This window comes from Kibdelosporangium aridum (assembly GCF_900176515.1).
Taxonomy (GTDB): Bacteria; Actinomycetota; Actinomycetes; order Mycobacteriales; family Pseudonocardiaceae; genus Kibdelosporangium; species Kibdelosporangium aridum.
This window is the reverse complement of sequence record NZ_FWXV01000029.1, coordinates 1-23,211: the sequence shown is the minus strand read 5'-3', so window position 1 is coordinate 23,211 and position 23,211 is coordinate 1. Positions and strand designations below refer to the sequence as shown.

Genomic DNA, 23,211 nt, shown 5'->3' with positions numbered 1-23,211 from the left:
AGCGGGAAGCTCGTTCCAAGATGAGGTCTCCCACCCATTTGATGGGTTAAGGCTCCCAGCTAGACGACTGGGTTGATAGGCCAGAGATGGAAGCACGGTAACGTGTGGAGTTGACTGGTACTAATAGGCCGAGGACTTGCTCACAAAGATGTTACGCATCCACTGTACGGTTCTGAAACACCAAACCCCGGTTTGAGTGGTTTCACGGTTTTACCGTGGTTATAGCGAAGAGGAAACGCCCGGTCCCATTCCGAACCCGGAAGCTAAGCTCTTCAGCGCCGATGGTACTGCACTGGGTACGGTGTGGGAGAGTAGGTCGCCGCGGTAATATTCTTCGAAAGGCCCCACAGGCAACTGTGGGGCCTTTCGCTATATCCAGCCCAAGCACTTCGCACCCATTGCGCCAACCCAAACACCAACGCCCCCAGCCGAACCGCCCGACCCGAACCGCCCCAACCCAAGCGGCCCAACCCAAGCGGCCCAACCCAAGCGGCCCAGAACAGCCCCCACCACTCCCGGGGGGTCGTCCCTGCTCCAGTCTATCGCTGATAGGGGCCGGTGGAAGGGTTACTGGGCGGTTGTGGATAACCGGATTTGCGAACGTGCCCATTGGTTCGGATGAGTCAGTTGTTGATCAATCGCATGTACCTCGTCCAGTCCCACAGTGGGCCCGGATCCGTGTGAGTCGCGCCAGGGACTTCGTTGTGGCCGATGATGTGGCCGCGGTCCCGGGGGATCCCGTACTTGGCGCAGATGTGGCGCACCAAGGCCGCGGACGCCGCGTACATCTGCGTGGTGAACCACTGGGGCTGGTCGACCCAGCCTTCGTGTTCGATGCCGATGCTGCGGGTGTTGTAGTTCCAGTTGCCGGCGTGCCAGCCGACGTCCTTCTCGCGGACCAGCTGTGCGATGTGGCCGTCGCCGGAGCGGACCAGGTAGTGCGAGGAGACCTTCCGGGCCGGGTTCTGGAAGATCGCGACCGCGTCCGCGTAGTACTCCTGGGTCACGTGAATGACCACGACATTGATCGGATACGTCGACGGGCGATTCGACACCGTGTAGTTCGACGGACTGGCTGGAATCCATTCTGCGCCGGGATAGTCGACTGCAGCGGCCGCCGACGCAGGGGTGACCAACGAGGCGCCGGCTGCCAATGCCCCGGCGCCCGCCAGCATGAGGTTTCGGCGGGTGATGTTCATGCGTCGAACTGTGAACCCGCCCCAGCATCTATGTCAATCGTTTCCCAAAAGCTTTAACTGATGGTTGGTTGCCCACCAACTTTGGAAGATCGAAGCCACATAGTCCGGCTGCTCGGCGTGCGGGTAATACCCGGCGCCCCGCACCATCTTCACCACCGTCGGCCCGCCGAGCCGATTGGCCACGTATTGGGCTTCGGTTTCGGGGCTCACGTTGGAAAACGCGGGATCCGCGTCGCCGGACGTGATCAGCACCGGACACGTTACGTGTGGCATCGCGATCTCGCAGCACTGCGTCCCCGGCCGCAGCATGGCCCGAACCGCGTCGTAGCGCCCAGGCTCCGCCAGATTCGCCGCGACAGCTCGTTGGCGTGCCTCAAAGTCCGCTGGCTTGTGCGGGCCCCACAGCCACGGCCAAGCGCGGTTCCAGAGAAACCGGCCTATTCGCGGCCTGCTGATCAACCACCTCCCGGCCGCGGCGATGTAATTCGCCGCGTGCTCCCGCATGCGCTGTCCGGTCAGCAAGAGCCCTGCGACGAGATCGGGGTGATTGGCTGCCGCGACCACGGCCGCGCCCGCGCTGTAATCGCACCCCACCAATATGGTCGGCCCTGCGTCCAACGCCTGGACCAAGGCGATCATGTCGCTCGCGATGTCCGAGTCGGTGTAGGACGGCCAGTCCGCCGAGGACTCGCCGAGCCCGCGTAAGTCCATTGTGACGACGGTGAAGCCCGCGTCGACGAGCCGCGTGGCCAGCTCGTTGTATGTCGCGCGAATGTCAGCCAGCCCGGGAGCGCAGACCACCAACGGCCCCTGGCCTTCTATGTCATAGGCCAGACGGCCGCCTGGTATGTCCAGAAACTGTGTGGCCGCCACCCGGCTGCCTCTCGTGAAGGGCTGATGCTGCCCATAAACCAACGGCATAAGCGCGGCCAATGTCAATAAGGTTCTCACGCCCCGCAACATGATCGACACGTGTTGCTACCGAAGGCTACCGACTTGGTGACAGACCGTCCAACACCAGAACTCCCCGGTATGCGACTGGTGGCACACCGGGGAGTTTTCGCCAGCTTTGCGAAGGTGGCTGGGGTTCAGCCGCCGTGGGCTTCCTTGAACTCGACCACGAGCGCGTGCGGCAACCTGCCCCGCTCGGCCACGGTCTTGCCCTGGGAACGGGCCCACTCGCGGATCGCTTGATTCTGGGCGGCGTCTTCGGCCGACTTCTTTCCGGTCACGTCGCCACCAGGGGCCAGTCGCTGCTTGCGTCCGCCGATTCGGCGCGCGGCGGCGACATAAGGTTCGAGGGAGTCCCGCAGCCTGGTCGCATTCTCTTCAGAGAGATCGATCTGGAACTCGACACCGTCGAGCGTGAACGCGACAGTCTCGCTGGCTATTCCGCCATCCAGGTCGTCGACGAGCTCGACGACGGTCTTCTGTGCCACGGTTCCTCCGTGTGGTGAGTTTCGGTGTAGCCCCAGCCTGGTGTCAATGATAACCACGCCGATGCCACCGAAATAAACCTGTCCGTCATTTTCTTTGGTCTTTTCTCCACGAGTTACCCGGATGACCTCGCGTGACCTGGGCGATCCTTTTCCTACGCGGGCGGACTGGAACCCGCTCTTAGCACATTGCCATACCCGAGCGGAACGACTGGACGAACCAGTCAGGGGTTCAGCCGACGCTTGATCGGGTTGACAACGTGGCCATTTGGCCATTAAGCAGGCAGGTTCAGTGATCTGGTCGCTGCGGCCAGCAGTGCCGGATCGTCCGGTGTGGTTGCCTTGTTCAACCAGATCACCTGAACAATCCGGACGACCGAGCCGGTCTGCTTTGCCTGATATGCCGCCGAGTCGAAGATCGGCTTGCGGCCGTCCGGCCAGGGAGTTCCCTGGGCAGCCGGATCGGTGATGCTGCCGGTGCCAGGGGCGGTCGCGAGTTTCAAGAACGCTTCCGCCGTTGCGACATCCTGGAATGTGAGATCAGCGACCAGTACCGCGATTGCCTCATTACCCGCAGTGCTCTCATACCGCGATCGCGTGAGCGAGGCGCACCGGTTCGCTTGGAGCCAAACTTGCATATCGCCGAATGCCCGAGCCGGGCAGTCGGTGTCCTCGACCTTGCCTTTCGGGGTGTAAGCGACACCCTCGACGACTTGGCTGGCTTGTTGCGCCACGCTGACCGATGTCTTCGGCCCTTCGGTGGCCTGTGGTTCGCCACCAGCGGCCGCAATCGCGACGATGATCCCGGTGACGATCAGAAGACCCACCAACAAAACCGCGGTTACCGGTAACCAGCCCAACCGTTTTGTCGCCAGCTTCGGCGCGGCCAGCTGGCGGGGCGCCTGCTCGGTGACCCGGGGAATGAGCAGGGTGCTGGCGGCGGCGAGGCCTGCGCCCGCCGATTCGGTAAAGCCCTCGCTCGCCAGCTCCTCATCGCTGAACGGCGGTTGATTCGGCGCCAGCGCGGCGAGAATGGCATTGGCTCGACGCGGCGAGACGCGTCCCTCATAGACGGCCAATTCCCGGGCGGCGGTCAACAACGTGGTCGGCTCGGGATGGAGGATGCGAATACCGCGGGCCAGATCGGTGGTCGGCTGCGTCACGCGGGAGACGTACGGCCCGACCGCGATGACTGTTCCCACGAGCATCGGCTCAGCACCCTGGGCCTGGAGGCGCGTGACGACCGCGGTGGCGGCCTGGACGGCTTCGGATGCCGGGTTCACCGCGCCATCGGCGCGTACCAACGGCCACCCGTCGACTTTCCATTGGCCGTTGACCGGGGCGTCGAGGCGCATAGCGGGGTCAGGCAGGTCGACACCGACGATGACCAGCAGGCCGCGGGGCAGGATGACGATCGCGTCGACCGGCTCGGGGCAGTCCGGCGGTTGGCAGCCGATCAGGCCGATCCCGCCGACGACGCCTTCGCCACGTCCCCACGACGCGAGCGCCGCCCGGACGTCGGCCCCGACCGCGGAGGTCTCGTCGCCCAGCCGGATTAGCCGCATGACATCTTCCCCCTGTCCGAACTTCGCGTGCCACCGTATCCCCGCGTGGCCACGGGACCCGAATCGAGGGACAGCCCAGTGGGCGGCGCCACACCGAGAACATGTATCCGGTGGCGAATAAGCGCCGGTCGAGGCGACACGCCGGAGCGACACGCCGAAAATATCAGCCGATCGGAGTGACTGGTGTGCCATCTGATCGTTCCTGTGGCGAAATTGCACAGTGAGGAGGCAGAATAGGCGCCGGGTCGACTTGTACACACGATGGACCACACGCTCTACGAGGTCGTAGGGGAAGACGTTTCCTCGTCGAGTAGCGGAGGTCAGCAGTGAGCACAAGTGGCAGCACCCGTGGCGTGGTGTACGTCCACTCGTCGCCGTCTGCGGTTTGTCCGCACGTCGAGTGGGCGATTTCGGGCACCCTCGGTGTCCGGGCCGAGCTGAAGTGGACCGCCCAGCCGGCGGCCGCTGGTCAGCTGCGGTCCGAATGTTCGTGGACCGGCGCCGCAGGCACTGGCGCCAAGCTGGTCCAGGCTCTGCGGGCGTGGCCGATGATCAGATTCGAGGTCACTGAGGAGCCGAGCGCCGGAGTGGACGGCGAGCGGTTCTGTTTCGCACCCGGCCTGGGGCTGTGGCGCGCCAAGACATCGGCGAACGGCGACATCGTGGTCGGCGAGGACCAACTGCGCGCGGTCGCGGCGGCAAGCCGCGGCGGCGAGTCGTTCGTGCACAAGGTCAACGAGATGCTGGGCTCGTCGTGGGACGAGGCACTGGAGCCGTTCCGTCGTGCGGGTGACGGCGCGCCGGTGACCTGGCTCCACCGCGTCGGCTGATTCGTGGCACGCTCGTACTGTGCAACAAGTTAGGGGGCAGCGCGGACCACGGTTATGGGTGGTCGCGCTGGCCGTCGCCATAGTCGCGGTGGCAGCTGGTTTCGTCGTGCGTGAGGTGTACCGCCAACCGCCGACGCGTACGACCGTGCAGGAAATACCGCCGCAACCCAGCACGCCGGTACGGCCTGAGGACCAGCCAGGCGACGGCCAGGTGAAGGCCACGCAGGACGCGGCGGAACACCCCGTCGCCAACGCGATCTGGCCGGTCCTGCAGGCGCACTTCGACTCGATCAACAAGAAGGACTACGACAAGTGGCGGACCACGGTCACCAGGGCCAGGGCCGCCGGGTTCGAACGCAACGCCTGGCAGAGCGACTACAAGACGACCAAAGACGGCAGCATCCTGATGCACCGCATCGACACGGCGCCCGACCGCAAGATCCGCGTACTGATCAGCTTCACGAGCACGCAAGCTATTGACGATGCCCCGCCCGAGCTGCCTGAGCCGTGCATCCGCTGGCACATCGTCCTCCCACTGACCAAAGAGGACAACAAGTGGAAGATCGACGTCGGCACCGAAGGCGCCTCACCCCGCCACGAGAAATGCGGCGCGGACACCGCGAACAAGTAAGCCGCACCATCCGCTAAGCCGGGCTGTCGGTTCAACCTGGGCTGTTGGTTCAGTCGGGCCGTCGGCCAAGCCGAGCCGTCCGTTAAGCCGAGCCACCGGTTCTGACACCGCTCCCAGGCACCGCCATTCCCCTCCCCGCCCGCAAGGGGGACCCCTGATTTCAGGCTATTGCAGCCGGGCGGGGCGGGAGAAGGTAGGCGCGGGCCGGGCTGTGGACAACTGCGGCGTGTGGATAACTCCGGCCTAGTGGATCTTTGTGGTCCGGATGTGTCGGCCGTCGTCGATAGGCTGGATTCCGGGGGCCGGAGGCTGTGGGAGCTCGGGGCTAGTGAATCTCGGCATGTGCCAGCGGTCGTCGATGGGCTGATTTCTGGGAGCCGGAAGCCGAGCGCGGGAACTCGGGCATGGCGGATGTTCATGCTCTGGATGCCTCAGCGGTCGCCGATAGGGCGGATTCCAGGGGCGGAGGCCGCGTGTGGATAACTCCGGCCTAGTGGATCTTTGTGGTCTGGATGCGTCGGCCGTCGTCGATAGGCTGGATTCCGGGGGCCGGAGGCCGTGCTCAGTCTCCTACCGAGGCGAGGGCCTTCATTCCGGTCGCCATCAACTCCACTTCGGCTTCGGTCCGGCCATCGACCAGCTTTTCCTGGGTGAGGCCGTCCACGCTGGCCAAGCACAGCGACGCGGCCTCGGCTCCAACAGCCCGGGCGACCACCAGCACCGCGGCGGTCTCCATGTCGACGGCTTTGACCCCGTACCGTCCGAGTTCTTCCATCCGAGCCTTGGTCTCCGCGGCCCGGGATGGCTCGGCGGCGAACATCTCTGTGTAAAACCCGTCGTACGAGGCGATCAGTCCGGCCGTCCACGGCCGCGAACCACCCTCGAGCACTGAGCGCAACGCTGTGTTCAAACCGTGCGAGGCAATGGCTGGGAATCCGGCTGGCAAATACGTGCCAGAGGTCGATTCGTTCCGGACCCCGCCCTCCGCGAGGACGAAAGATCCCAGCGAAGTCCCGCCGATACCCAAAACGGTCCCGAGACGCAGGAACCGGCGTACGCCCAGCATGGCGAGCTCGTGCAGGACAACTCCGGCAATGGGTGCGCCCATGCCGAACGCGGCCACGGTCACGAGGCGACCCTGGTAAGAACCGGTCACGGCGCTCAGCCCGCGGTCCTCATTGAGCACTTGGGGGTTGTCGAGCAGTGCCGCTGCTTTGGTGACGCGGCCACGGTCGCCTACCAACACCGCGCGGTCGGCGACCTCGTCAGCTGAGCATCGGAGGAACCACGCTCGATCACCCATTGACAGGCAACCGTTCCAACAACATCGCGGTTGCGGCTTCGACGCCGCGTTCCGCTGCCTGCCTGGTCTCGTCGGGGTGTTCCAGCAGGCTCGCAACCATGCCCGCGAAGAACATGTCGCCTGCGCCTGTCGTATCCACCGCGTCGATCTCCGTGCACGGGACCATGTCGTGTAGGTCGCCGCGCCAGATCCGGACACCGGCCGGGCCGTGGGTCTCGGCTAGCAACGCGTTCGGGCGCGTGCGCTCCAGCAGCGTGCGGGGGGCGACGATGCGGTCGAGGAACACGCGTTCGCGGGCGCTGAAGCTCACGACACTCGCTCGCGCGAGGATCCGGTGCACGACGCCGGGCGAGTACGCGTCCGGGTCGCCCTTCACGCCCCACGCCAGTTCCTGCGAGTCGGTCAGCAGGTCGAGCACTTCGAGGTTCGCGGGACGAGGACCGACCATCAGGCAGACCCAGTCGCAGCTTTCGACGATCTCGCGCTGCGTTGCGGTCAGGTTGCCCGCCGCGCGGTCGCCTGGGTCGTACACGACGACTGTTTCGCCGTCGGGGCCGTAGAACAGGTAGCACGACGGGGTGCGGATGCTGTCGGTCGAGATGCCCGAGATGTTCACGCCGTACGCGCTGAGCCGGTCCATGTACTCCTTGCCCGGCTCGTCGTCGCCGACCCACGTGATGGCGTGCACCTCGTGGCCTGCCGCGGCGAGGCCGCGGGCGGCGTGCGCGATGCCGCCGATCCCCGGCCATGGGTCGGACAGACGGCGTTTGATCAAGGTTGTCCCCGCGGCCGCACGGAACTCGTCGCACTCCATCGAGTGGTCCATGCTGGCGTAACCGACGACAGCGACCCGGCTGCTCACAGTCGCTCCAATGCCTGCTCGAGCGATACCACGGACCCGAAATACCGGTCGATGTCTTCCAGCGACGCCTCGGCAAGATGCGGCCGGTTCGAGTTGGTGGCCTCTTTCACCAAAAGGATCTCATATCCGGCAGCGAACGCGTCCTGAACCGTTGCCCGGACGCAGACATTGGTCTTCACGCCGGCGATCACCAGCGTTTCGATGCCTTGTTCACGCAGCAATAGATCCAGGTCGGTGCCGTAGAACGCGGAGTACCGCCGTTTGGCCAACTCGACCTCGTTTGGCCTGTCCACCGGCTCGAATCCGGCCACGTAGGGTGACTGGTCGTCACCGATTTCGCAGTGCACCGGAATTTTCTTGTGCTCGAAGTCGGCGAGTCCTGGCCGGTGCCGTTCCACCGTGTGGACGACCAGTCGATCCCGTTCGCGGGCTTTGTCCAAAAGCTGCCTGCACGGGTCGAGAACTTTCACCGAATCCGGGTAGTAGGCCGGCTTGCCGGGCGCGAAAAACGCGTCCAGCACGTCGATCATGATTAACGCGACCGGATTGCTGTCATCGGCCATGCTTCAGCCTGCCCTTCGAGCTTTTCCCCGAACATCGCGGACGGCCGTGGCCGTCAGAACCGCGATGACCACAAGATACGGCAGCGTCTGGATCAGCTGCGCCGGCACTCCGGCGGTCTGCAGCCGGGCCTGCGTGGCGTCGAACACCGCGAACAGCAGGCACGCGAGCGCCGTCGGCAGCGGCCGGGTCCGGCCGAAGTAGAACGCGGCCAATGCGATGAACCCGCGTCCAGCCACCATGTCCTCATTGAAAAGCCCGACCTGGCCGAGAACAAGGTGCGATCCAGCGATTCCGGCGAACACACCGGCCAACGCGCCCGCCGTGTCGCGGATCCGGCTGGCCGGCAAACCGAGTGCGTTCGCCGCGTCAAACCCGTCGCCGGTGGCACGAAGCCGCAACCCGGCAACGGTGTTGCGCAACGACCACCCGATCACCGGGACAAGAATGACTGTCAGCCAGAACAACGGGTCCAGCCCGAGGATGCGCGGCAACGGGTCGAGCCCGGCCACGCGCAACGTCCCGGACACCTCGAAGACGCTGCGCAGCAGGTAGCCGATCAGGCCGCTGATCACGATGGTGAAGCCGAGCCCGGCGATGATCTCGTTCGCGCCGAGCCTGGTGATGCTCAAGGACATCAGCAGGCCGATCACCCCGCCGGTCGCGCCCGCCGCGAGCACGCCGAGCGCCCAGTTGCCGGTCGTACCTGAAATGAGCGCACCGACCAGTGCTCCGGCGAGCATTTGGCCTTCAAGGCCGATGTTCACGACCCCGCCGACGCGATGCAGCAAGCCGCCCATCGCGGCCAGGGCCAGCGGCGTCCACAGCAGCAACGCGGACATCAGCAAACCCGTGATCATCGCTGCCTCCACAACCGGACCACAGCGAAGATCATCACGGTGCCGGACAGCACGTCCACGATGTCCAGGGGAATGTCGCTGAACAACTGGGCGGTTGTGCCCGCGGAAGCCAATGCGCCGAACAGGATCGCGCCGAGCACCACGCCGACAGCACTGTTACGGCCAAGAAGTGCCACTGCGATTCCAGTGAAGCCGTAGCCGGGGGAGAAGCCGTCGACGAATCGGTGAACGACACCCAACGCGTGCGCAGCGCCGCCGAGCCCGGCGATCGCGCCGGAGATGAGCATCGACACGACGATGACGCGACCGACGCGGATGCCTTGTGCGGCGGCGAACCGTGTGTTCAACCCGGTCTGGCGCAGTTCGTAGCCGAACACCGAGTGCTTGATCCATACGGCGTAAAGCGCGACGAACGCCAACGCAATGAGCACGGCTGACGTCAGGCCATAGGGCGGCAACAGGTCAGGCAGCCAGGAACTCTGCGGGATCAACGGAGTCGCCGAGTTGGCCACGCCCTTGGCCTGCAGGAAAGCGGTGACCAGCCAGCCGGTGACCCCGGCGACCACGAAGTTGAACATCAACGTGGTGACGACCTCGTCAACGTTCCACCGAGCTTTCAACCATCCTGGCAACGCGCTGACCAGCACGCCAGCGAGAGCCCCTGCCACCATCCCGGCCAGCAGACCCGCGTGCAACGCGACGGTCGCGCCGATCAGGCCGCCGAAGACGAAACCGCCTTCCACGCCGACGTTGAAAACCCCGGCACGGAAAGCGATCGCCGTGGCCAGCCCGGTGAACAGCAGGGGAGTGGCGGCACTGAGCGTCGCCGCGATCCGGTCGGTCCCGCCGAACGCCTCTCGCACGAGCAACTGGTAGAAGTCGAGCGGGTTGTGCCCGGTCGCCAGCAGCACAATTCCGCCGAGCACCAGCGCGATCAAGAAGGGCACGACCGCACGAAAAGCTCGTGAGTACTTGGTCCGGTTGGAACCGGCGAAAACACTCACGAGTCTTTCCTGCCCAGCATCAGTGCGCCAACGGCGTTACGGCTCTCCGGCCCGCCGGGCACTTCACCGGCGACCTGCCCACCGTGCAGCACAATGATCCGATCCGACAGATCCAGCAATTCGTCGAGTTGCTCGGAAACCAGCAGCACAGCGGATCCGTTGTCCCGCAACGCCCTGAGCTTGTCGTGGATGTAGGCCATGCCGAGCACGTCGACACCGCGCGTCGGGCCCGCTGCGACCAGCAAAGCCGGGTTGCGGTCGAGTTCGCGGCCGATCACGACCCGTTGTTGGTTGCCGCCCGACAACGTCCGCGCTGCGGCCGAGGTCCGTCCATATCGGACGGAGTAACCGTCGAGCACCCGTTTGGCGTACGCGCGAACCGCTGATGGCCGAAGCCATCCGTAGCGGCCGAGTGTCCGATGTGTGCCCGCGATCGTGTTGTCCGCAAGGGAGGCGTCCATCGACAGGCCTTCCGACCGGCGATCACCGGAGATGTACCCGAGCCCCGCCGCCCGCCTGCGGTCCACCGGCAACGACGTGATGTCCTTGCCCGCCAACGTGATCCTGCCGCTCGACGGCCGCAGTCCGACGATCCGCTCGACGAGTTCGTCCTGCCCGCTGCCCGCGATCCCGGCGACACCGACGATCTCCCCGGCGCGAACGGACAGCGACACGTCACCGGCGACGGTCAAGACTTCGTCGGCGATCACGGCCGAGGACACGAATCCGCTGAAACGCACGTGCTGACCGACGATCAGCTCGATCAGGGAGCTGCGGTCCAGTTCGTCCACTGGACGCGTGGTGATCACCTTGCCGCCACGCAGGACCGTGATCTCGTCGGCGACCGCGAGCACTTCGTCCACTTTGTGGCTGATGAACACGACCGTGCGACCGGCTTCCCGCAAACCGCGCAACAGCTGGAGCAGATCGTCGACCTGAGCGGGCGCCAACGCGGCCGTGGGCTCGTCGAGGATCAGCACGTCGGCGCCGTGCCGCAGCGCACGCAGGATCTCGACCTGCTGGCGGACGCTGATGGACACGTTGTCCGCCAACGCCGTCCACGGCAGCTCGACGCCCACCCGGGATGCGAGTTCCTCAGCCTCGCTGCGGGCCACCGTCCAGTCGATCCGCAGGCCACGCTTCGGTTCGGTGCCCAGGACGAGGTTCTCAAGAAGGGTCAATGACCCGATCATCGCCAGTTCCTGGGGCACCAGGCCGATTCCGTGCTCGATGCCGTCGGCCGGGCCGCGCAGCCGGATCGGGCGGTCGTTGACCACGACCGTGCCGGAATCCGGCTGGTCAAGCCCATACAGGATGCGCATCAACGTGGTCTTGCCGGCGCCGTTCTCGCCGACGACCGCGTGCACCGTGCCCGCCCGGACTTCGACGCTGACGCCTTCGTTGGCCCGTACAGGACCGAACGCGCGTGAGACGTCCCGCGCGCCCAGGCGGACACCCATTTCGAGGATCAGCCCTGCAACCAGGCGGGATAGCCCTGGTCGATCACGTTCCACACCTTCAGCTGCCCGGAAATGATCTTCTGCTTCAACTCGTCCACCTTGGTGCGGACGGTCTCCGGGATCTCGTTCTTGGTGAACTCGAAGTCGGTCAGGCCCACGGCGCCATCGGCCAGACCGAGGTTGATCACCTGGCCGCCAAGGGGCTTGTTGTCCGCGTACGCGTCGACAACTCTGCGCACACCAAGGTCGGCGCGCTTGAGGACGCTCGTCAGCACGAACCCAGGGGCCAGCTTGTCCTGGTTGTCGTCGACACCGATCGCGTAGCGGTTGTTCTTCTTGGCCGCCTCGATCACGCCTGCGCCCGCACCACCGGCCACGTGGTACACGATGTCCGCGCCCTGCTGGAACATGGTTTCGGCGAGCTGCGAACCCTTGGTCGGGTCGCCGAAGGTGTTGCTGTAGGCGGTGAGCACCTCGATGGACTGGTCGACGTCCTTGGCGCCCTGGATGTAGCCGGACAGGAACTTGTCGATACCGACCGACTTGGTCCCGCCGATCACGCCGATCTTCTTGTCCGCGTTGATCTTCGGGTTACCCGTCTGCGTGGTCATCATCGCGGCGAGCGCGCCGGCCAGGTAGGACCCGTCGTGCTCGGCGAACAGCACCGACGCGATGTTCGGGCCGTCGATCTTGTTGTTCAGAAACGCCCACTGCACGTTCGGGTACGCCGCGGCGATGGTCGGCAGGATCTCGCCGTGCGAGAACTCCAGGTCGATCACCAGGCCGTAGCCGGACGTGCCCGCACGGCGCAGCAGCTGCTCGCCCTGCGCGACCACGTCACTGGACTCGATGTGCTGGCCCTCGACGCCCTTTTCCTTGGTCGCCGCGGTGAAACCGGACATCGCGAGGTCGTTGTACGACTCGTCGCCGAGCCCGCCCTGCGCGATCACCAGAGCGGCCTTCTTCGGTGGGGCCTGCGGGGTCGTCTCCGACGAACACCCGGCCGCCACCAGCGCGACCACGGACAAGAGGCTTAACGAGACCAGACGGGTTCGCATGACCTCGCAACTTACACCGACTAATTACGACACGAGGGCCGCCCTTCGAAGGAAGGACAGCCCTCAGTCGCGAAATCGTTACAACCGCTCAGGCGGAGGTGAAGGCGAGCGCCACGTTGTGCCCGCCGAAGCCGAACGAGTCGTTCAAGGCGGCCTTCAGGTCGACCTTGCGCGGCTCGCCCGCCACCACGTCGTGCACGACACCAGGGTCGAGCTCCTCGAGGTTGAGCGTCGCGGGAATGACACTGTCCCGAATGGACAGAATGGTGACGATCGCCTCGACCGCGCCGGCCGCGCCGAGCATGTGCCCGAGGGCGCCCTTGGGAGCGGTCAGGACCGGGTGCTCACCGATCGCCTTGCGGATGGCGACGGTCTCGGTCACGTCACCGACCGATGTCGACGTCGCGTGGCAGTTGACGTGCCCGATGTCCTCGGGGCTCAGGCCGCCGGTGCGCAGTGCCGCGGTCATCGCCCGCGACTGTCCCGCGCCTTCCGGGTCCGGCGCGGTGATGTGGTAGCCGTCGGAGCTGGTGCCGATCCCGGCCAGCTTGGCGTAGATCTTGGCGCCGCGGGCCTTCGCGTGCTCCTCCAGTTCGAGGACCATGATTCCGGCGCCTTCGCCGAGCACGAAGCCGTCGCGGTGCACGTCGAACGGGCGCGAGGCCTTGGTCGGCTCGTCGTTGTTGGTGCTCATGGTGCGGGCCTGGCAGAAACCGGCCATGGTGATCGGGGCGATCGCGGCTTCCGCGCCACCGGCAACGACCACGTCAGCCTCGCCCGCCTTGAGCATGCGGTACGCCCAGGCAATGGCCTCGGCGCCGGAGGCACAGGCGGAGACCGGGGCGTGCACGCCGGCACGGGCCTTGAGTTCGATGCCGACGTGCGCGGCGGGCCCGTTGGGCATCAGCATCGGCACGGTCAGCGGCGAGACCTTGCGCAGGCCGGGGCCTTCCAGCAGGTCGTCCTGGGCGAGCAGGGTGTGCGCACCGCCGATGCCGGTGCCGATGACCACCCCGAGGCGATCGGGGTCGACGGAGTCGGTGCTCAGCCCGGAGTCGGCCCAGGCCTGCCGGGACGCGATCACCGCGACCTGCTCACACCGGTCCAGCCTGCGGGCTTCCACGCGCGGCAGCACCTCGGCAGGCTCGACCGCGAGTTCGGCGGCGATCCAGGTGGGCAACCCCAGGTCCTTGGGCCAGCTAGCCGAGATGGTGTCCACGCCACTCTTACCGGCAAGCAATGCGTCCCATGTGGACGTCACGTCGCCGCCGAGCGGTGTGGTCGCGCCCAGCCCGGTGATGACGATGTCGTTGCTCATTCCCTCTTCTCCGCCCTTGGGTGCGGCCGACGCCGCCTCGGCAGTCATCGCAGAGGCGGAACCGTCGGCTCAGGTCACACGGTGTTCTTGGTGATGTAGTCGACCGCGTCGCCGACCGTCTTGAGGTTCGCCAGCTCGTCGTCCGGGATCTTCACGCCGAACTTGTCCTCGGCCTGCACGGCGATCTCCACCATGGACAACGAGTCGATGTCCAAGTCGTCCACGAAGGACTTCTCGACGGTGACGTCGTCCTTGGCCACGCCCGCGACCTCTTCGACGATGTCGGCGAGACCTGTCAGGACTTCTTCGTTCGCCATCGATCTTTTCCCTTTCTGTATTCCGGTCAATCCACCGACGGGCGACTGGGCGCCCGGCGGGAGTCTACGGGCTGATCACGACCTGTCCCGCGTAGGACAGGCCCGCGCCGAAACCGACCATCAGCAGCACGTCGCCGGTGTTGACCCGGCCGGCCTTGCGCATGTGGTCCAGCGCGATCGGGATGGACGCCGACGAGGTGTTGCCGGTGTAGACGATGTCGTCGGCCACCTCCATCTTCTCCCGTGCGCCTTCCTTGCGCAGCCGCTTGGCGATCGCCTCGACGATCCGCAGGTTCGCCTGGTGCGGGATCAGAGCGTCCACATCGGACGGCTGCAGGCCCGCGAGTTCCAGCGCGCGCAACGCGATCGGCGCGATCTGCGTTGTCGCCCAACGGAAGACCGTCTGGCCTTCCTGATAGATGTACTTGTTGTCGCGGTTGTAGATCATGTCGACCATGTCACCCGCGCTGCCCCACGCGACCGGGCCGATGCCCGGCTCGTCGGACGGTCCGACAACGGCGGCACCGGCACCGTCGGCGAAGATGATCGCGTTCGCCCGGTCGGTGTGGTCCACCCAGTCGGTCAGCTTCTCGGCGCCGATCACCAGCACCCGGCCCGCGGAACCGGAGCGGATCAGGTCCGACGCGGTGGCCAGGGAGTAGCAGAACCCGGCGCACGCGGCGTTCAGGTCGAACGCGCCGGCGGCCTTGACGCCGATCCGGTCGGCGACCTGCGCGGCCGCGTTCGGGATGGGCGAGGGCATCGTGCAGTTCGCGACGATCACGGTGTCCAAATCGGACGGCTGCAGCCCGGCGTCCTCGATCGCCCGGGTCCCTGCGGCGACCGCCATGTCCACAAGGGACTCGTCCGGGCGGGCGAACCGGCGCTCGATGATGCCGACCCTGGTGCGGATCCACTCGTCGTTGGTGTCCATCCGCGTGGACAGGTCGTCGTTGGTGACGACCTGCTCGGGGCGGAAGCTGCCCACGCCGAGAATCCGGCTGCCTGCCGGTCCGGTCGCGATGTTGAGGGAGGTGCTCACTTGCTGCCTTCCACGAACTGCGTGAGAGAGTCCAAGTCCGCCGGGGTCTTGAGCCGAATGCGTTCCACCGACGGCAGTTCCCGTTTGATCAATCCGACCAGCGCGCCTGCCGGTGGCAGCTCGACCACCACCGTGACGCCGCGCTCGCCGAGGGTCGCCATGCAGGCGTCCCACTTCACCGGCCGCGTCACCTGGTCGACCAGCCTGGTCAGGGTTTCCGCACCAGAGGTCACCTCGCCGCCGTCGGCATTGGACAGCAGGGTCCGCGCCGGGTCTTTCGTCGGGACCGAGCTGGCGTACGCGCGCAACGCGTCCTGCGCAGGCGCCATGTACTTCGTGTGGAACGCGCCCGCGACCTTCAGCGCCCTGGCTTTCACACCAGTGGGCAGGTCGGCGGCGAGCCGCTCCAGCGCGTCCTTGTCGCCCGCGGCGACGATCTGGCCCGCACCGTTCTGGTTGGCCGGGTCGACGCCGTACTCGGCCAGCTTGTCCAGCACGACCTGGCGCTCACCGCCCAGGATCGCGGTCATCCCGGTCGGGTGCAGCGCGCACGCGGCGGCCATCTCGCGGCCACGCACACCGGCGAGCCCGACCGCGTCATCGGAGGTCAGCACTCCGGCGACGGCGGCCGCGGCCAGCTCGCCGACCGAGTGCCCCGCGACGATCGTGTCGGTGGGCAGGGTGAATCGCTTCTCGATCTCCGCCTGTGCCAGCAGCGCGGCGGCCACGACCAGCGGCTGGGTGACCGACGTGTCGACGATCTCCTCCGCGGTGGCCGTGGTGCCCAGCGTCCGCAGATCCAGGCCCGCGCGCTCGGACCAGCCGGCGAGGCGCTCCTCGGCGCCGTCCAGCTCGAGCCACGGTGCCAGCATTCCGGGGGTCTGGGAGCCCTGGCCAGGGGCGAGTATCGCGATCACACGGTCAACTGAACACTTTCCCGCGGGGCTGCCGGGATGCTGCCAGTCACCAAGTCTGTCGGGAGTTTTTGTAGCGTGTCTACAACTGTTACCGGGAGATGACGGGCTGAAACGGGAAAACGTTGTGGACGTGAACGGTCGTCACCAATGCGGGACGCGCGTTATGTGTGTCACTCCGAGGTCTACCAGAGCCCTCGTGCCCTGGCCAAGCGGCCGACCGCCAACGCGACCCGGAGTACGAGCGAATCTCGTGGATCATTCGCATTGCGCCCGGTGAGCTCGGCGACCCGGCGCAGCCGGTAGCGGACGGTGTTCGGGTGCACGAACAGCTGCCGTGCGCATGTCTCCAGCACGCCGCCGACCTCGAGATACGTGTCCACGGTCTCCAGCAGCGACCCGCCTGCGTCCTCCAGCGGGCGCGCGATCCGGTCGACCAGCTGCCACTCCGCCTCGGGATCCCCGGCAAGTGCCCGTTCCGGCAGCAAGTCGGTGGAGCGAACGGGCCTCGGCGCCGCGGGCCAACCGACCACCGCCCGCAACCCGGACAGCGCGTCAGCAGCGCTGCGATGCGCTTCAGCCAAGCTCGCCACAGTCGGGCCCGCGACCACAGGACCGTCGCCGAACGCGGCAGTGATCCGGTCAAGCACGGCCTTGCTCGGAGCACGACCACGGCGTTCCTCACCGACGAGGTCATCCGTAGGACCTGCGAGGACAACCACGAGACGGGTCCCCTGCACGCTCAGCAGGACCGCTCGCCCGAGACGTGCGGCACGGCTACGGACTTCGTAGACCACCGTCGGCGGGTCATCGGACGGCCGGTTGCCGACGAGCACGGTCGCCTCCGCCGCCGGATCCCACCCCAACGCCGCGGCACGTGACAGCAGGGCCTCCTCGGCGTCGCCACGGACGATGCCGTCCACGACCAGTGCTTCGAGCCGTGCGTCCCAGGCACCTCGGGCTTCGGCCGCGGAGGCGTACGACATGGCTGACGCGAACGCGACTTCACGGCCGTAACGCAGGACCGCTTCGCTGAGGATGGCTCGTTCGTTGTCGTCGGCTGCGAGGTCAGGGACTTGGCCCTCGAAGACCTGCAGTGCGACCCGGACCAGTTCGACCGTTTGCCGGAGGCTGATCCAGCGGGACAGGTCACGCGGGGCGGCGCGGAAAACGTCGGTGGTGAGTCGCAGCGAGGCGGTCTCGTCCTTGAGCCACGCGGTGAAGCCCGCGACACCGGACTGCGCGATCAGCAGGACGCTGGCACGCTGGTCGGCCGGCATCCGGCTGAACCACGGGAACTGCGAGTCCATCGCGGCGAGGGTGGCCGACGCGAGCTTGCCGGAAGCCCGTTCCAGCTCGGCAAGCGTTTTCGCGGAAATGGCCCCTGCTCTCATCCTGACAGCTTGACACGCCTGGGAAGACCCACCGCACCCACCCGGCGCCACCGAAGAGGAAGAGGAATCCGTTGCTGGTCAACGACCAACGCGCCCAGCGCTGGTTCGGAAGGAGCTCGCACCGTGGGGGTCTGGGGGCTCGGCCCCCAGAAATAGGACGACAGGGCACGGCGAAGGTGCGAAGCGGAGCGAAGCGCCGAAGTAAATGGCCCCCTGGAGTGTAGTGGTGCGCTGCACTCCAGGGGGCCTTCTCCCCGGTCCCCACCGGTAGATCCACTATGGACTGTTCTTGATCTACGCGCTACTGGTGTCCCCCTATCGTGGGACCAAGGTCCTGGGTGCGGATCCCGCTGGGGAGGGAGTACGCCGGGTCGCATAGGTGAGGTCTGCTCGCGTCCGCGCGAGCACGCTCTAGGTATGACTCACATCCTGATCGTCGGTGGCGGTTATGTCGGGATGTACACCGCCATTCGCTTGCAGAGGAAACTGCGTGCTGGGGAAGCGAGGGTGACCGTCGTCGACCCGCAGCCGAACATGACGTATCAGCCGTTTCTGCCGGAGGCTGCGGCTGGTTCGATCGAGCCGCGGCATGTGGTCGTGCCGTTGCGCCGGGTGCTGCCGAAATGCACTGTGGTCACCGGCAAGGTCACCAGTGTCGACCACGAACGCAAGATTGCCACCGTCGTTCCGGCTGAGGGGCTGCCGACGTCGATGCCGTACGACATCCTTGTGATGGCAGCGGGTTCGGTGTCACGCACGCTGCCGATCCCGGGCCTGGCGGAGTCGGGCATCGGGTTCGCGACCGTCGGCGAGGCCATCTATCTGCGCAACCATGTTCTGTCCCGGTTGGACGTCGCGTCGAGCACGCCGGAACGCAAGGAGCGTGCGCTGACGTTCGTCGTGGTCGGCGGGGGGTATGCCGGTGTCGAGGTGTTCGGCGAACTGGAGGACATGGCCAGGTACGCCCTCAGAGTCCACAAGGGACTGTCTGCTGCGGACATGAAGTGGGTTCTGGTCGAGGCCGCCGACCGGATTTTGCCCGAGGTCAGCCCGGTGATGTCGGACTACACGATCCGCAGGCTGACCGACCGCGGGATGCAGGTGCGGCTGAACACCAAGCTGGTGTCGATGGCCGGCGGCCGCGTCGAGCTGTCCGACGGGACCTGCTTCGAAGCCGACACGGTCGTCTGGACCGCGGGCGTCAAGGCCAATCCGCTGGCCATGCGGTCCGGGATGCCGATCGACTTCCGCGGCCGGTTGATCTGCACGGAAACCTTGCAGGCCAGGGGGCTGCAAGGCGTCTGGGGCGCGGGTGACAGCGCGGCCGTGCCGGACCTGACGGGCCTCGGCGCGCTGTGCACGCCCAGTGCGCAGCACGCCGTCCGTCAGGCGAAAGTCTTGGCGGACAACATCATCGCCACGCTGCGCGGCGGCAAGATCAAGCCGTACAAGCACAAGCACGTCGGCTCGGTGGCCAGCCTCGGCCTGCACAAGGGCGTCGCCCAGGTCTACGGGATCCGCCTGCGTGGCTGGCCCGCGTGGCTGATGCACCGCGCGTACCACTGGAGCCGCGTGCCGACCGCCGGTCGCAAACTACGCGTTCTGGTCGACTGGCTGACGGTGTTGCTGTCGCGGCGCGAGATCGTGTCGCTCGGCCAGATCCAAGACCCGCGCCGGGACTGGGAGGTCGTGGTCCGAGAGACGACTCACAGCCTGAAGGGGAATACCCGGACCCAGTGAAGGTGTTGAGGCGCGAGTGCGGTTCTTTCTGGAGCACGGCATCACCGTGCTGGGGCAGCGGACCTCGTACGCCGAGCTGATCGGCCAGATCTGTGCTCTGGCGGTGGTGTTCCTCGCCAAGTACCGCACTCTCTGGACGTGGCCCGTCCAGGTCGCGGCCACGGTGCTGCTGTTCAGCGTCTACGTCTCCGCGCACCTCGGCGGGCTGGCGTCACGGCAGGTCGTGATCCTGCTGATCAGCATTTACGGCTGGTGGGCGTGGGCGCGGCGCCGTGACCCGGTCTTCGGCGTCGTGGTGCGTCGTTCGACGCTCACCGAAATCCTGGTCACGATCGCGGTCCTGATCGTCGGCACCGCCGGTATGGCGTGGTTGCTGCACGCTTTGAACGCGTCGTGGGACCCGATCCCGGATGCCGCGATCTTCGTCGGAACCGTGGTGGCGTTCGCGTTGCAAGGCCGCGGCCTGGTCGAGTTCTGGCTGGTCTGGCTCGTGGTGGACGCGATCGGCGTGCCACTGCAGATCAGCTCGAACCTCTGGTTCAGCGCGCTGGTCTACACGGTGTTCGCGGGCCTGGTCATCTGGGGCTGGCTGAGCTGGATCCGGGACGCCAAGCGCAACGCGCCCTCGCGTGCCGTGCACAAGGCCGTCACCACGTAGAAGCTTCCACCGCTGGGGTGCGTCGACCGTGTACGCGAGCCACGTTGGATCGGCGTCGCGGTAACGATGTGCGAGTACGGCCCGAGAATGGGACATGAGCAACGAGCCCGTGGCGCCGCCGCCCGAGGACCGTCCTCCCGTGCCGCCCGATGAGCAACATCAGCCTGACGGCGGGCACCATCCCGATGGGCCGAGCCACCACGAAACGCGAGAGGCCGTCAGCGACATGGTCATCCGCCCCAAACGCAAATGACACAGACCACCGAGCTGTACGGCTGGGCGGGCGAGCCCACGATGGAGCACTGGTCGCGGGTGACCAACGACCACGCTCGCGTGACCTTCGGCATGATCGTCGTCGTTCACGAAGTGTTCCGGAGCGCCGAGAAGACGCTGACCCAGGACGAAGCCGAAGCGCTTGAGCGCGCCTTGCGGGCGAAGTTCGAGAAACAGACCGGTGTCATCCACAACAGCTACTTCTGCTCACGCGAGCGTGGCGGCGTCGCCCTCGTCGAGTCGGCGACGTCGGGCTGGGAGTTGCACACCGCGCTGAACACTTCCGACGCGGATCTGGTCAAGCTTGAGGCGGACTGCCGCGCCTCGATCGACCAGGCGCGGGACATGTTGCCCGGACCGCAGATCAAGACCCTCGTCGAAGCGCTCTACTCCGCGATGACCCGGGTGTTGCTAGCGGCGGATTTGTTGCATGACACGGACGCTGACCGCGCCGCGATCGTGGCGACCGCGCAGAAGGAAGTCACGCACGCCACCACCAGGGTCCAAGCGGCGATCCAGCGGCAGGCCCGCTTCAACTACTTCCAGGGCGCACTGGTCGGCACGATCGCAACCGCGGCTCTGATCGTGCTTGTCGGAGTCGCGAGTACGCAGTTCTGGCCTGGGTTGCTGAACACGCCGGGGCTGGTCGTGGCTTCGCTGTTCGGCGCGTTGGGTGCGGTGGTCAGCATCTTCCAGCGCATGTCGAAGGGCACCTTGATCCTCGACTTCAACACGTCCATCCGCCACCTGCGGGCGCTGGGTGGTTTCCGGCCGTTGGTCGGCGCGGTCTTCGGCGCGGTGGCTCAGTTCGCGCTCACCGCGGGCACGATCAACGCGACGCTGGGGTTGTTCGCGCTGGCCGGGTTCGGCGCGGGCTTCAGTGAACGCTTCGCCACGGACATGATCGAACGCGCAGGCCAGGTCATCGCGAAGCTGCCGCATTGACTCGGTCGCCGCACGCCCGGTCAAGCGTGGCGTGCGGTCGACCGAATGCGATCACCCCCGACTTGAACACGACCGCCCCTCGTGGCCGTGTGCATCAGTAAGCCGAGGCGCGCCACATGTCCTGGCGCGCCCCGGCTTGCTGGTCAGGCGATTCGGCGACGGCTCACCCGGCCGGCCAGCAGCCGGGCGGCGATGCCGAACCCGGCGACGCAGATCGCCGGAGCCGTGCCGATGGCGATGACCAACAGGGTGATCACGCCACTGAACAAAATGACCATCAACAGCGCGGCCCGCAAAGTCGTTGGCCAGCAACGGAGCACACGCTCCGCGACGCAGGCCCAACTCGTGCGGCTGGCACGCCGGTGCCGTCCGCGCTGCCGCCCGGTGTTCTCACACCATTGGCCGGAGGAGGAAGAAGTCGCCCGGTCGGGCGACGACTCATCCTCTGGTTCTACCGTTACCATGGGGGAGTTGTGCCTCCACTTCTTTAGCGAATGGGGATGTCAACAATCACGCGGTCTCCTGGTGCCACAGGGGGCCGCGTTTTTCTGCGGCGAGGCGCAGAACCCAAAAGCTACCACTTGTGGGGGACCTGTTGCGTAACTCAACTTATGGCCGTGACGGGCGAGTTGAGTGAACTCATCGGTAGCTTTAGTCATCACCGCCTAACACGCGACGAACGGGCGAAAAACAACGTCGAGTGGCGAGTCCGTTTATGCGCAGGAGAATGATCCGTTACCGGTGCTTGCCACGTATGCGTGATCTACGATGCGTACGGCCATCACCTGGTCGCGTGACGCCTGATCAGGGAAGTTCGTTGGTCGCCAACGACATGCAGACTCCGGAAACCCAGAATCCTGACACCGCACAGATCGGTCCGGCCGAAGCCTTGCCGCGCCCCTGATGCCGTTCGGCGCACGACCACGCAGCTCAACGGCGGCAACGAGTTAGGTCAGTGCGGCCACTCGTGTCCCGACTATCGCCACCTGAGTCGAGAACGGTTACATCGACCGCCAGAAGTGCCACTTGATAGGCCATCCGAGTGATTCACCGCGTGATTGTCAACCACTGCATTCTCACTTTTGTCTGGACAAGATAAAAGTGAACACAGAAATAGTGGACAAAAATCTGTCAACTCCACTGGGCGGCAAAGCCCGGCACGATGTCGTTGCACGCGAGCTCTTCCGCGCGGAGTTCGCGCCTGGTGGCGTTCGTTGTGCAGACGGGGTTCGCGGTCGAAGCGGAGAAGGCGATGCTCTGTGCCGACCGCACATGGCATGAGATCGAAAACCGGAGATTGGAAGGCGGTGCGAACAAGCCGAATCGATCACAGAAATCCATAGCCCATGGCGAAGCAGCGCCCCGTGACCCAAGCCCACCGATCGCAGCGAAGCCACGCCTGTAGATCCAAGACCAACGCCCCCAGCGCTGAAAAGCGAGGAGTGCGCACCGTGGAAGGTCTTGAGCTCGGTCCCAAAAGAAGGGGCCGAGGCGGCGAAGCCGCGTGCGCTGGTCCAAGCGAAAACGCGCCCAGTGCCGGAAAGGTGTCAACGGCACCCGAATTTTGACCCCTTTCCGGCATCTGAATGTTGACCCCCTGCATGGGAATTGATCTCTACTCTTCGGTTGTGCCGGCGGTGGGGACGCGGCCGAGGTCGCGGTCCTTGAGCCGGTAGCTGTCGCCCTTGAGGGCGATGACTTCGGCGTGGTGGACGAGGCGGTCGATCATGGCGGCGGCGACCACGTCGTCACCGAACACCTCGCCCCACCGGCCGAAGACCTTGTTGCTGGTGACGATCAAGCTGGCCCGCTCATACCGGGAGGAAACCAGTTGGAAGAAC

22 protein-coding genes and 2 rRNA genes are annotated in these 23,211 nt (G+C 66.1%); 7 read left to right on the top strand and 17 right to left on the bottom strand.

The window, feature by feature from the left end:
• Positions 1 to 144, top strand: a 23S ribosomal RNA gene (locus tag B9C43_RS54905); the annotation flags it as partial.
• A 67-nt stretch (positions 145 to 211) separates the two neighbouring features.
• Positions 212 to 328: ribosomal RNA gene (rrf, locus tag B9C43_RS54900) — 5S ribosomal RNA — on the top strand.
• 295 nt (positions 329 to 623) lie between these two features.
• On the opposite strand, the gene B9C43_RS54895 is transcribed toward rrf, so the two are convergent.
• The 4 genes from B9C43_RS54895 to B9C43_RS54880 all read right to left on the bottom strand — a co-directional run bounded on the left by B9C43_RS54895 (position 624) and on the right by B9C43_RS54880 (position 4,200).
• Positions 624 to 1,199 carry an N-acetylmuramoyl-L-alanine amidase gene (locus tag B9C43_RS54895; RefSeq protein ID WP_084435073.1) on the bottom strand — a complete coding sequence of 192 codons (576 nt, stop codon included), beginning with the start codon at positions 1,197 to 1,199 and terminating at the stop codon, positions 624 to 626.
• Between the two features lie 33 nt (positions 1,200 to 1,232).
• On the bottom strand, positions 1,233 to 2,150 hold the full coding sequence (locus B9C43_RS54890; protein ID WP_160097457.1) for an alpha/beta fold hydrolase: 918 nt from the start codon (positions 2,148 to 2,150) through the stop codon (positions 1,233 to 1,235).
• Positions 2,151 to 2,287: 137 nt separating this feature from the next.
• A complete protein-coding gene (locus B9C43_RS54885; protein WP_033383531.1) occupies positions 2,288 to 2,638 on the bottom strand; it encodes a histone-like nucleoid-structuring protein Lsr2 in 351 nt (116 codons plus the stop codon).
• 272 nt (positions 2,639 to 2,910) lie between these two features.
• Positions 2,911 to 4,200, bottom strand: coding sequence for a hypothetical protein (locus B9C43_RS54880; protein ID WP_084435071.1), 1,290 nt, complete (start codon positions 4,198 to 4,200; stop codon positions 2,911 to 2,913).
• Positions 4,201 to 4,526: 326 nt separating this feature from the next.
• On the opposite strand from B9C43_RS54880, the gene B9C43_RS54875 reads away from it, so the two are divergent.
• Together B9C43_RS54875 and B9C43_RS54870 are read left to right on the top strand one after the other, a co-directional pair.
• Positions 4,527 to 5,030, top strand: a complete 504-nt coding sequence (locus tag B9C43_RS54875) for a DUF3145 domain-containing protein (RefSeq protein ID WP_125728281.1) — start codon at positions 4,527 to 4,529, stop codon at positions 5,028 to 5,030.
• A 19-nt stretch (positions 5,031 to 5,049) separates the two neighbouring features.
• Entirely contained in the window at positions 5,050 to 5,661 is a 612-nt protein-coding gene (locus tag B9C43_RS54870; protein ID WP_143447308.1) for a hypothetical protein, read from the top strand.
• Positions 5,662 to 6,223: 562 nt separating this feature from the next.
• Here B9C43_RS54870 and B9C43_RS54865 read toward each other — a convergent pair.
• The 12 genes from B9C43_RS54865 to B9C43_RS54810 all read right to left on the bottom strand — a co-directional run bounded on the left by B9C43_RS54865 (position 6,224) and on the right by B9C43_RS54810 (position 17,754).
• Positions 6,224 to 6,964 (bottom strand): nucleoside phosphorylase, encoded by a 741-nt coding sequence (locus B9C43_RS54865; protein WP_033383538.1) that lies wholly within the window; start codon positions 6,962 to 6,964, stop codon positions 6,224 to 6,226.
• Positions 6,957 to 7,826, bottom strand: a complete 870-nt coding sequence (locus B9C43_RS54860) for a carbohydrate kinase family protein (protein WP_084435069.1) — start codon at positions 7,824 to 7,826, stop codon at positions 6,957 to 6,959. The genes B9C43_RS54865 and B9C43_RS54860 overlap by 8 nt, the downstream gene beginning before the upstream one ends.
• On the bottom strand, positions 7,823 to 8,389 hold the full coding sequence (locus tag B9C43_RS54855) for a cysteine hydrolase family protein (RefSeq protein ID WP_033383540.1): 567 nt from the start codon (positions 8,387 to 8,389) through the stop codon (positions 7,823 to 7,825). The genes B9C43_RS54860 and B9C43_RS54855 overlap by 4 nt, the downstream gene beginning before the upstream one ends.
• A 3-nt stretch (positions 8,390 to 8,392) precedes the next feature.
• Positions 8,393 to 9,247 carry an ABC transporter permease gene (locus tag B9C43_RS54850; protein WP_084435074.1) on the bottom strand — a complete coding sequence of 285 codons (855 nt, stop codon included), beginning with the start codon at positions 9,245 to 9,247 and terminating at the stop codon, positions 8,393 to 8,395.
• Complete coding sequence (locus B9C43_RS54845; RefSeq protein WP_160097455.1) at positions 9,244 to 10,194, bottom strand: ABC transporter permease; 951 nt, start codon at positions 10,192 to 10,194, stop codon at positions 9,244 to 9,246. Before B9C43_RS54845 ends, B9C43_RS54850 begins: the two co-directional genes overlap by 4 nt.
• A gap of 53 nt (positions 10,195 to 10,247) precedes the next feature.
• On the bottom strand, positions 10,248 to 11,711 hold the full coding sequence (locus B9C43_RS54840; protein WP_084435067.1) for an ABC transporter ATP-binding protein: 1,464 nt from the start codon (positions 11,709 to 11,711) through the stop codon (positions 10,248 to 10,250).
• Between the two features lie 8 nt (positions 11,712 to 11,719).
• On the bottom strand, positions 11,720 to 12,769 hold the full coding sequence (locus B9C43_RS54835; RefSeq protein ID WP_033383543.1) for a BMP family lipoprotein: 1,050 nt from the start codon (positions 12,767 to 12,769) through the stop codon (positions 11,720 to 11,722).
• Between the two features lie 88 nt (positions 12,770 to 12,857).
• A complete protein-coding gene (fabF, locus tag B9C43_RS54830) occupies positions 12,858 to 14,087 on the bottom strand; it encodes a beta-ketoacyl-ACP synthase II (protein ID WP_084435066.1) in 1,230 nt (409 codons plus the stop codon).
• Between the two features lie 74 nt (positions 14,088 to 14,161).
• A complete protein-coding gene (locus tag B9C43_RS54825; protein WP_033383547.1) occupies positions 14,162 to 14,404 on the bottom strand; it encodes an acyl carrier protein in 243 nt (80 codons plus the stop codon).
• Positions 14,405 to 14,468: 64 nt separating this feature from the next.
• Positions 14,469 to 15,446: a beta-ketoacyl-ACP synthase III gene (locus B9C43_RS54820; protein WP_084435065.1), complete on the bottom strand. Its 978-nt coding sequence runs from the start codon at positions 15,444 to 15,446 to the stop codon at positions 14,469 to 14,471.
• Entirely contained in the window at positions 15,443 to 16,363 is a 921-nt protein-coding gene (locus B9C43_RS54815; RefSeq protein WP_084435064.1) for an ACP S-malonyltransferase, read from the bottom strand. The genes B9C43_RS54820 and B9C43_RS54815 overlap by 4 nt, the downstream gene beginning before the upstream one ends.
• Positions 16,364 to 16,545: 182 nt before the next feature.
• Positions 16,546 to 17,754 carry a PucR family transcriptional regulator gene (locus B9C43_RS54810; RefSeq protein ID WP_033383550.1) on the bottom strand — a complete coding sequence of 403 codons (1,209 nt, stop codon included), beginning with the start codon at positions 17,752 to 17,754 and terminating at the stop codon, positions 16,546 to 16,548.
• 417 nt (positions 17,755 to 18,171) lie between these two features.
• Here B9C43_RS54810 and B9C43_RS54805 point away from each other — a divergent pair, with 417 nt between their 5' ends.
• The 3 genes from B9C43_RS54805 (at position 18,172) to B9C43_RS54795 (ending at position 21,370) form a co-directional block, all read left to right on the top strand.
• Positions 18,172 to 19,494: an NAD(P)/FAD-dependent oxidoreductase gene (locus B9C43_RS54805; RefSeq protein ID WP_084435063.1), complete on the top strand. Its 1,323-nt coding sequence runs from the start codon at positions 18,172 to 18,174 to the stop codon at positions 19,492 to 19,494.
• Between the two features lie 16 nt (positions 19,495 to 19,510).
• Positions 19,511 to 20,152, top strand: coding sequence for a nicotinamide mononucleotide transporter family protein (locus B9C43_RS54800; RefSeq protein WP_033383554.1), 642 nt, complete (start codon positions 19,511 to 19,513; stop codon positions 20,150 to 20,152).
• 249 nt (positions 20,153 to 20,401) lie between these two features.
• Entirely contained in the window at positions 20,402 to 21,370 is a 969-nt protein-coding gene (locus B9C43_RS54795; protein WP_084435062.1) for a hypothetical protein, read from the top strand.
• Positions 21,371 to 22,985: 1,615 nt separating this feature from the next.
• Here the strand turns inward: B9C43_RS54795 and B9C43_RS54785 are convergent.
• A partial coding sequence (locus tag B9C43_RS54785) for an ATP-binding protein (protein ID WP_160097453.1) occupies positions 22,986 to 23,211 on the bottom strand: 226 nt, incomplete at its 5' end.

Coding starts and splice junctions, on each gene's coding strand:
- B9C43_RS54895 (WP_084435073.1), bottom strand. CDS start 1,199: ATGAACATCACCCGCCGAAACCTCATGCTGGCGGGCGCCGGGGCATTG.
- B9C43_RS54880 (WP_084435071.1), bottom strand. CDS start 4,200: ATGCGGCTAATCCGGCTGGGCGACGAGACCTCCGCGGTCGGGGCCGAC.
- B9C43_RS54865 (WP_033383538.1), bottom strand. CDS start 6,964: ATGGGTGATCGAGCGTGGTTCCTCCGATGCTCAGCTGACGAGGTCGCC.
- B9C43_RS54855 (WP_033383540.1), bottom strand. CDS start 8,389: ATGGCCGATGACAGCAATCCGGTCGCGTTAATCATGATCGACGTGCTG.
- B9C43_RS54850 (WP_084435074.1), bottom strand. CDS start 9,247: ATGATCACGGGTTTGCTGATGTCCGCGTTGCTGCTGTGGACGCCGCTG.
- B9C43_RS54840 (WP_084435067.1), bottom strand. CDS start 11,711: ATGGGTGTCCGCCTGGGCGCGCGGGACGTCTCACGCGCGTTCGGTCCT.
- B9C43_RS54835 (WP_033383543.1), bottom strand. CDS start 12,769: ATGCGAACCCGTCTGGTCTCGTTAAGCCTCTTGTCCGTGGTCGCGCTG.
- fabF (WP_084435066.1), bottom strand. CDS start 14,087: ATGAGCAACGACATCGTCATCACCGGGCTGGGCGCGACCACACCGCTC.
- B9C43_RS54825 (WP_033383547.1), bottom strand. CDS start 14,404: ATGGCGAACGAAGAAGTCCTGACAGGTCTCGCCGACATCGTCGAAGAG.
- B9C43_RS54810 (WP_033383550.1), bottom strand. CDS start 17,754: ATGAGAGCAGGGGCCATTTCCGCGAAAACGCTTGCCGAGCTGGAACGG.
- B9C43_RS54805 (WP_084435063.1), top strand. CDS start 18,172: ATGACTCACATCCTGATCGTCGGTGGCGGTTATGTCGGGATGTACACC.
- B9C43_RS54795 (WP_084435062.1), top strand. CDS start 20,402: ATGACACAGACCACCGAGCTGTACGGCTGGGCGGGCGAGCCCACGATG.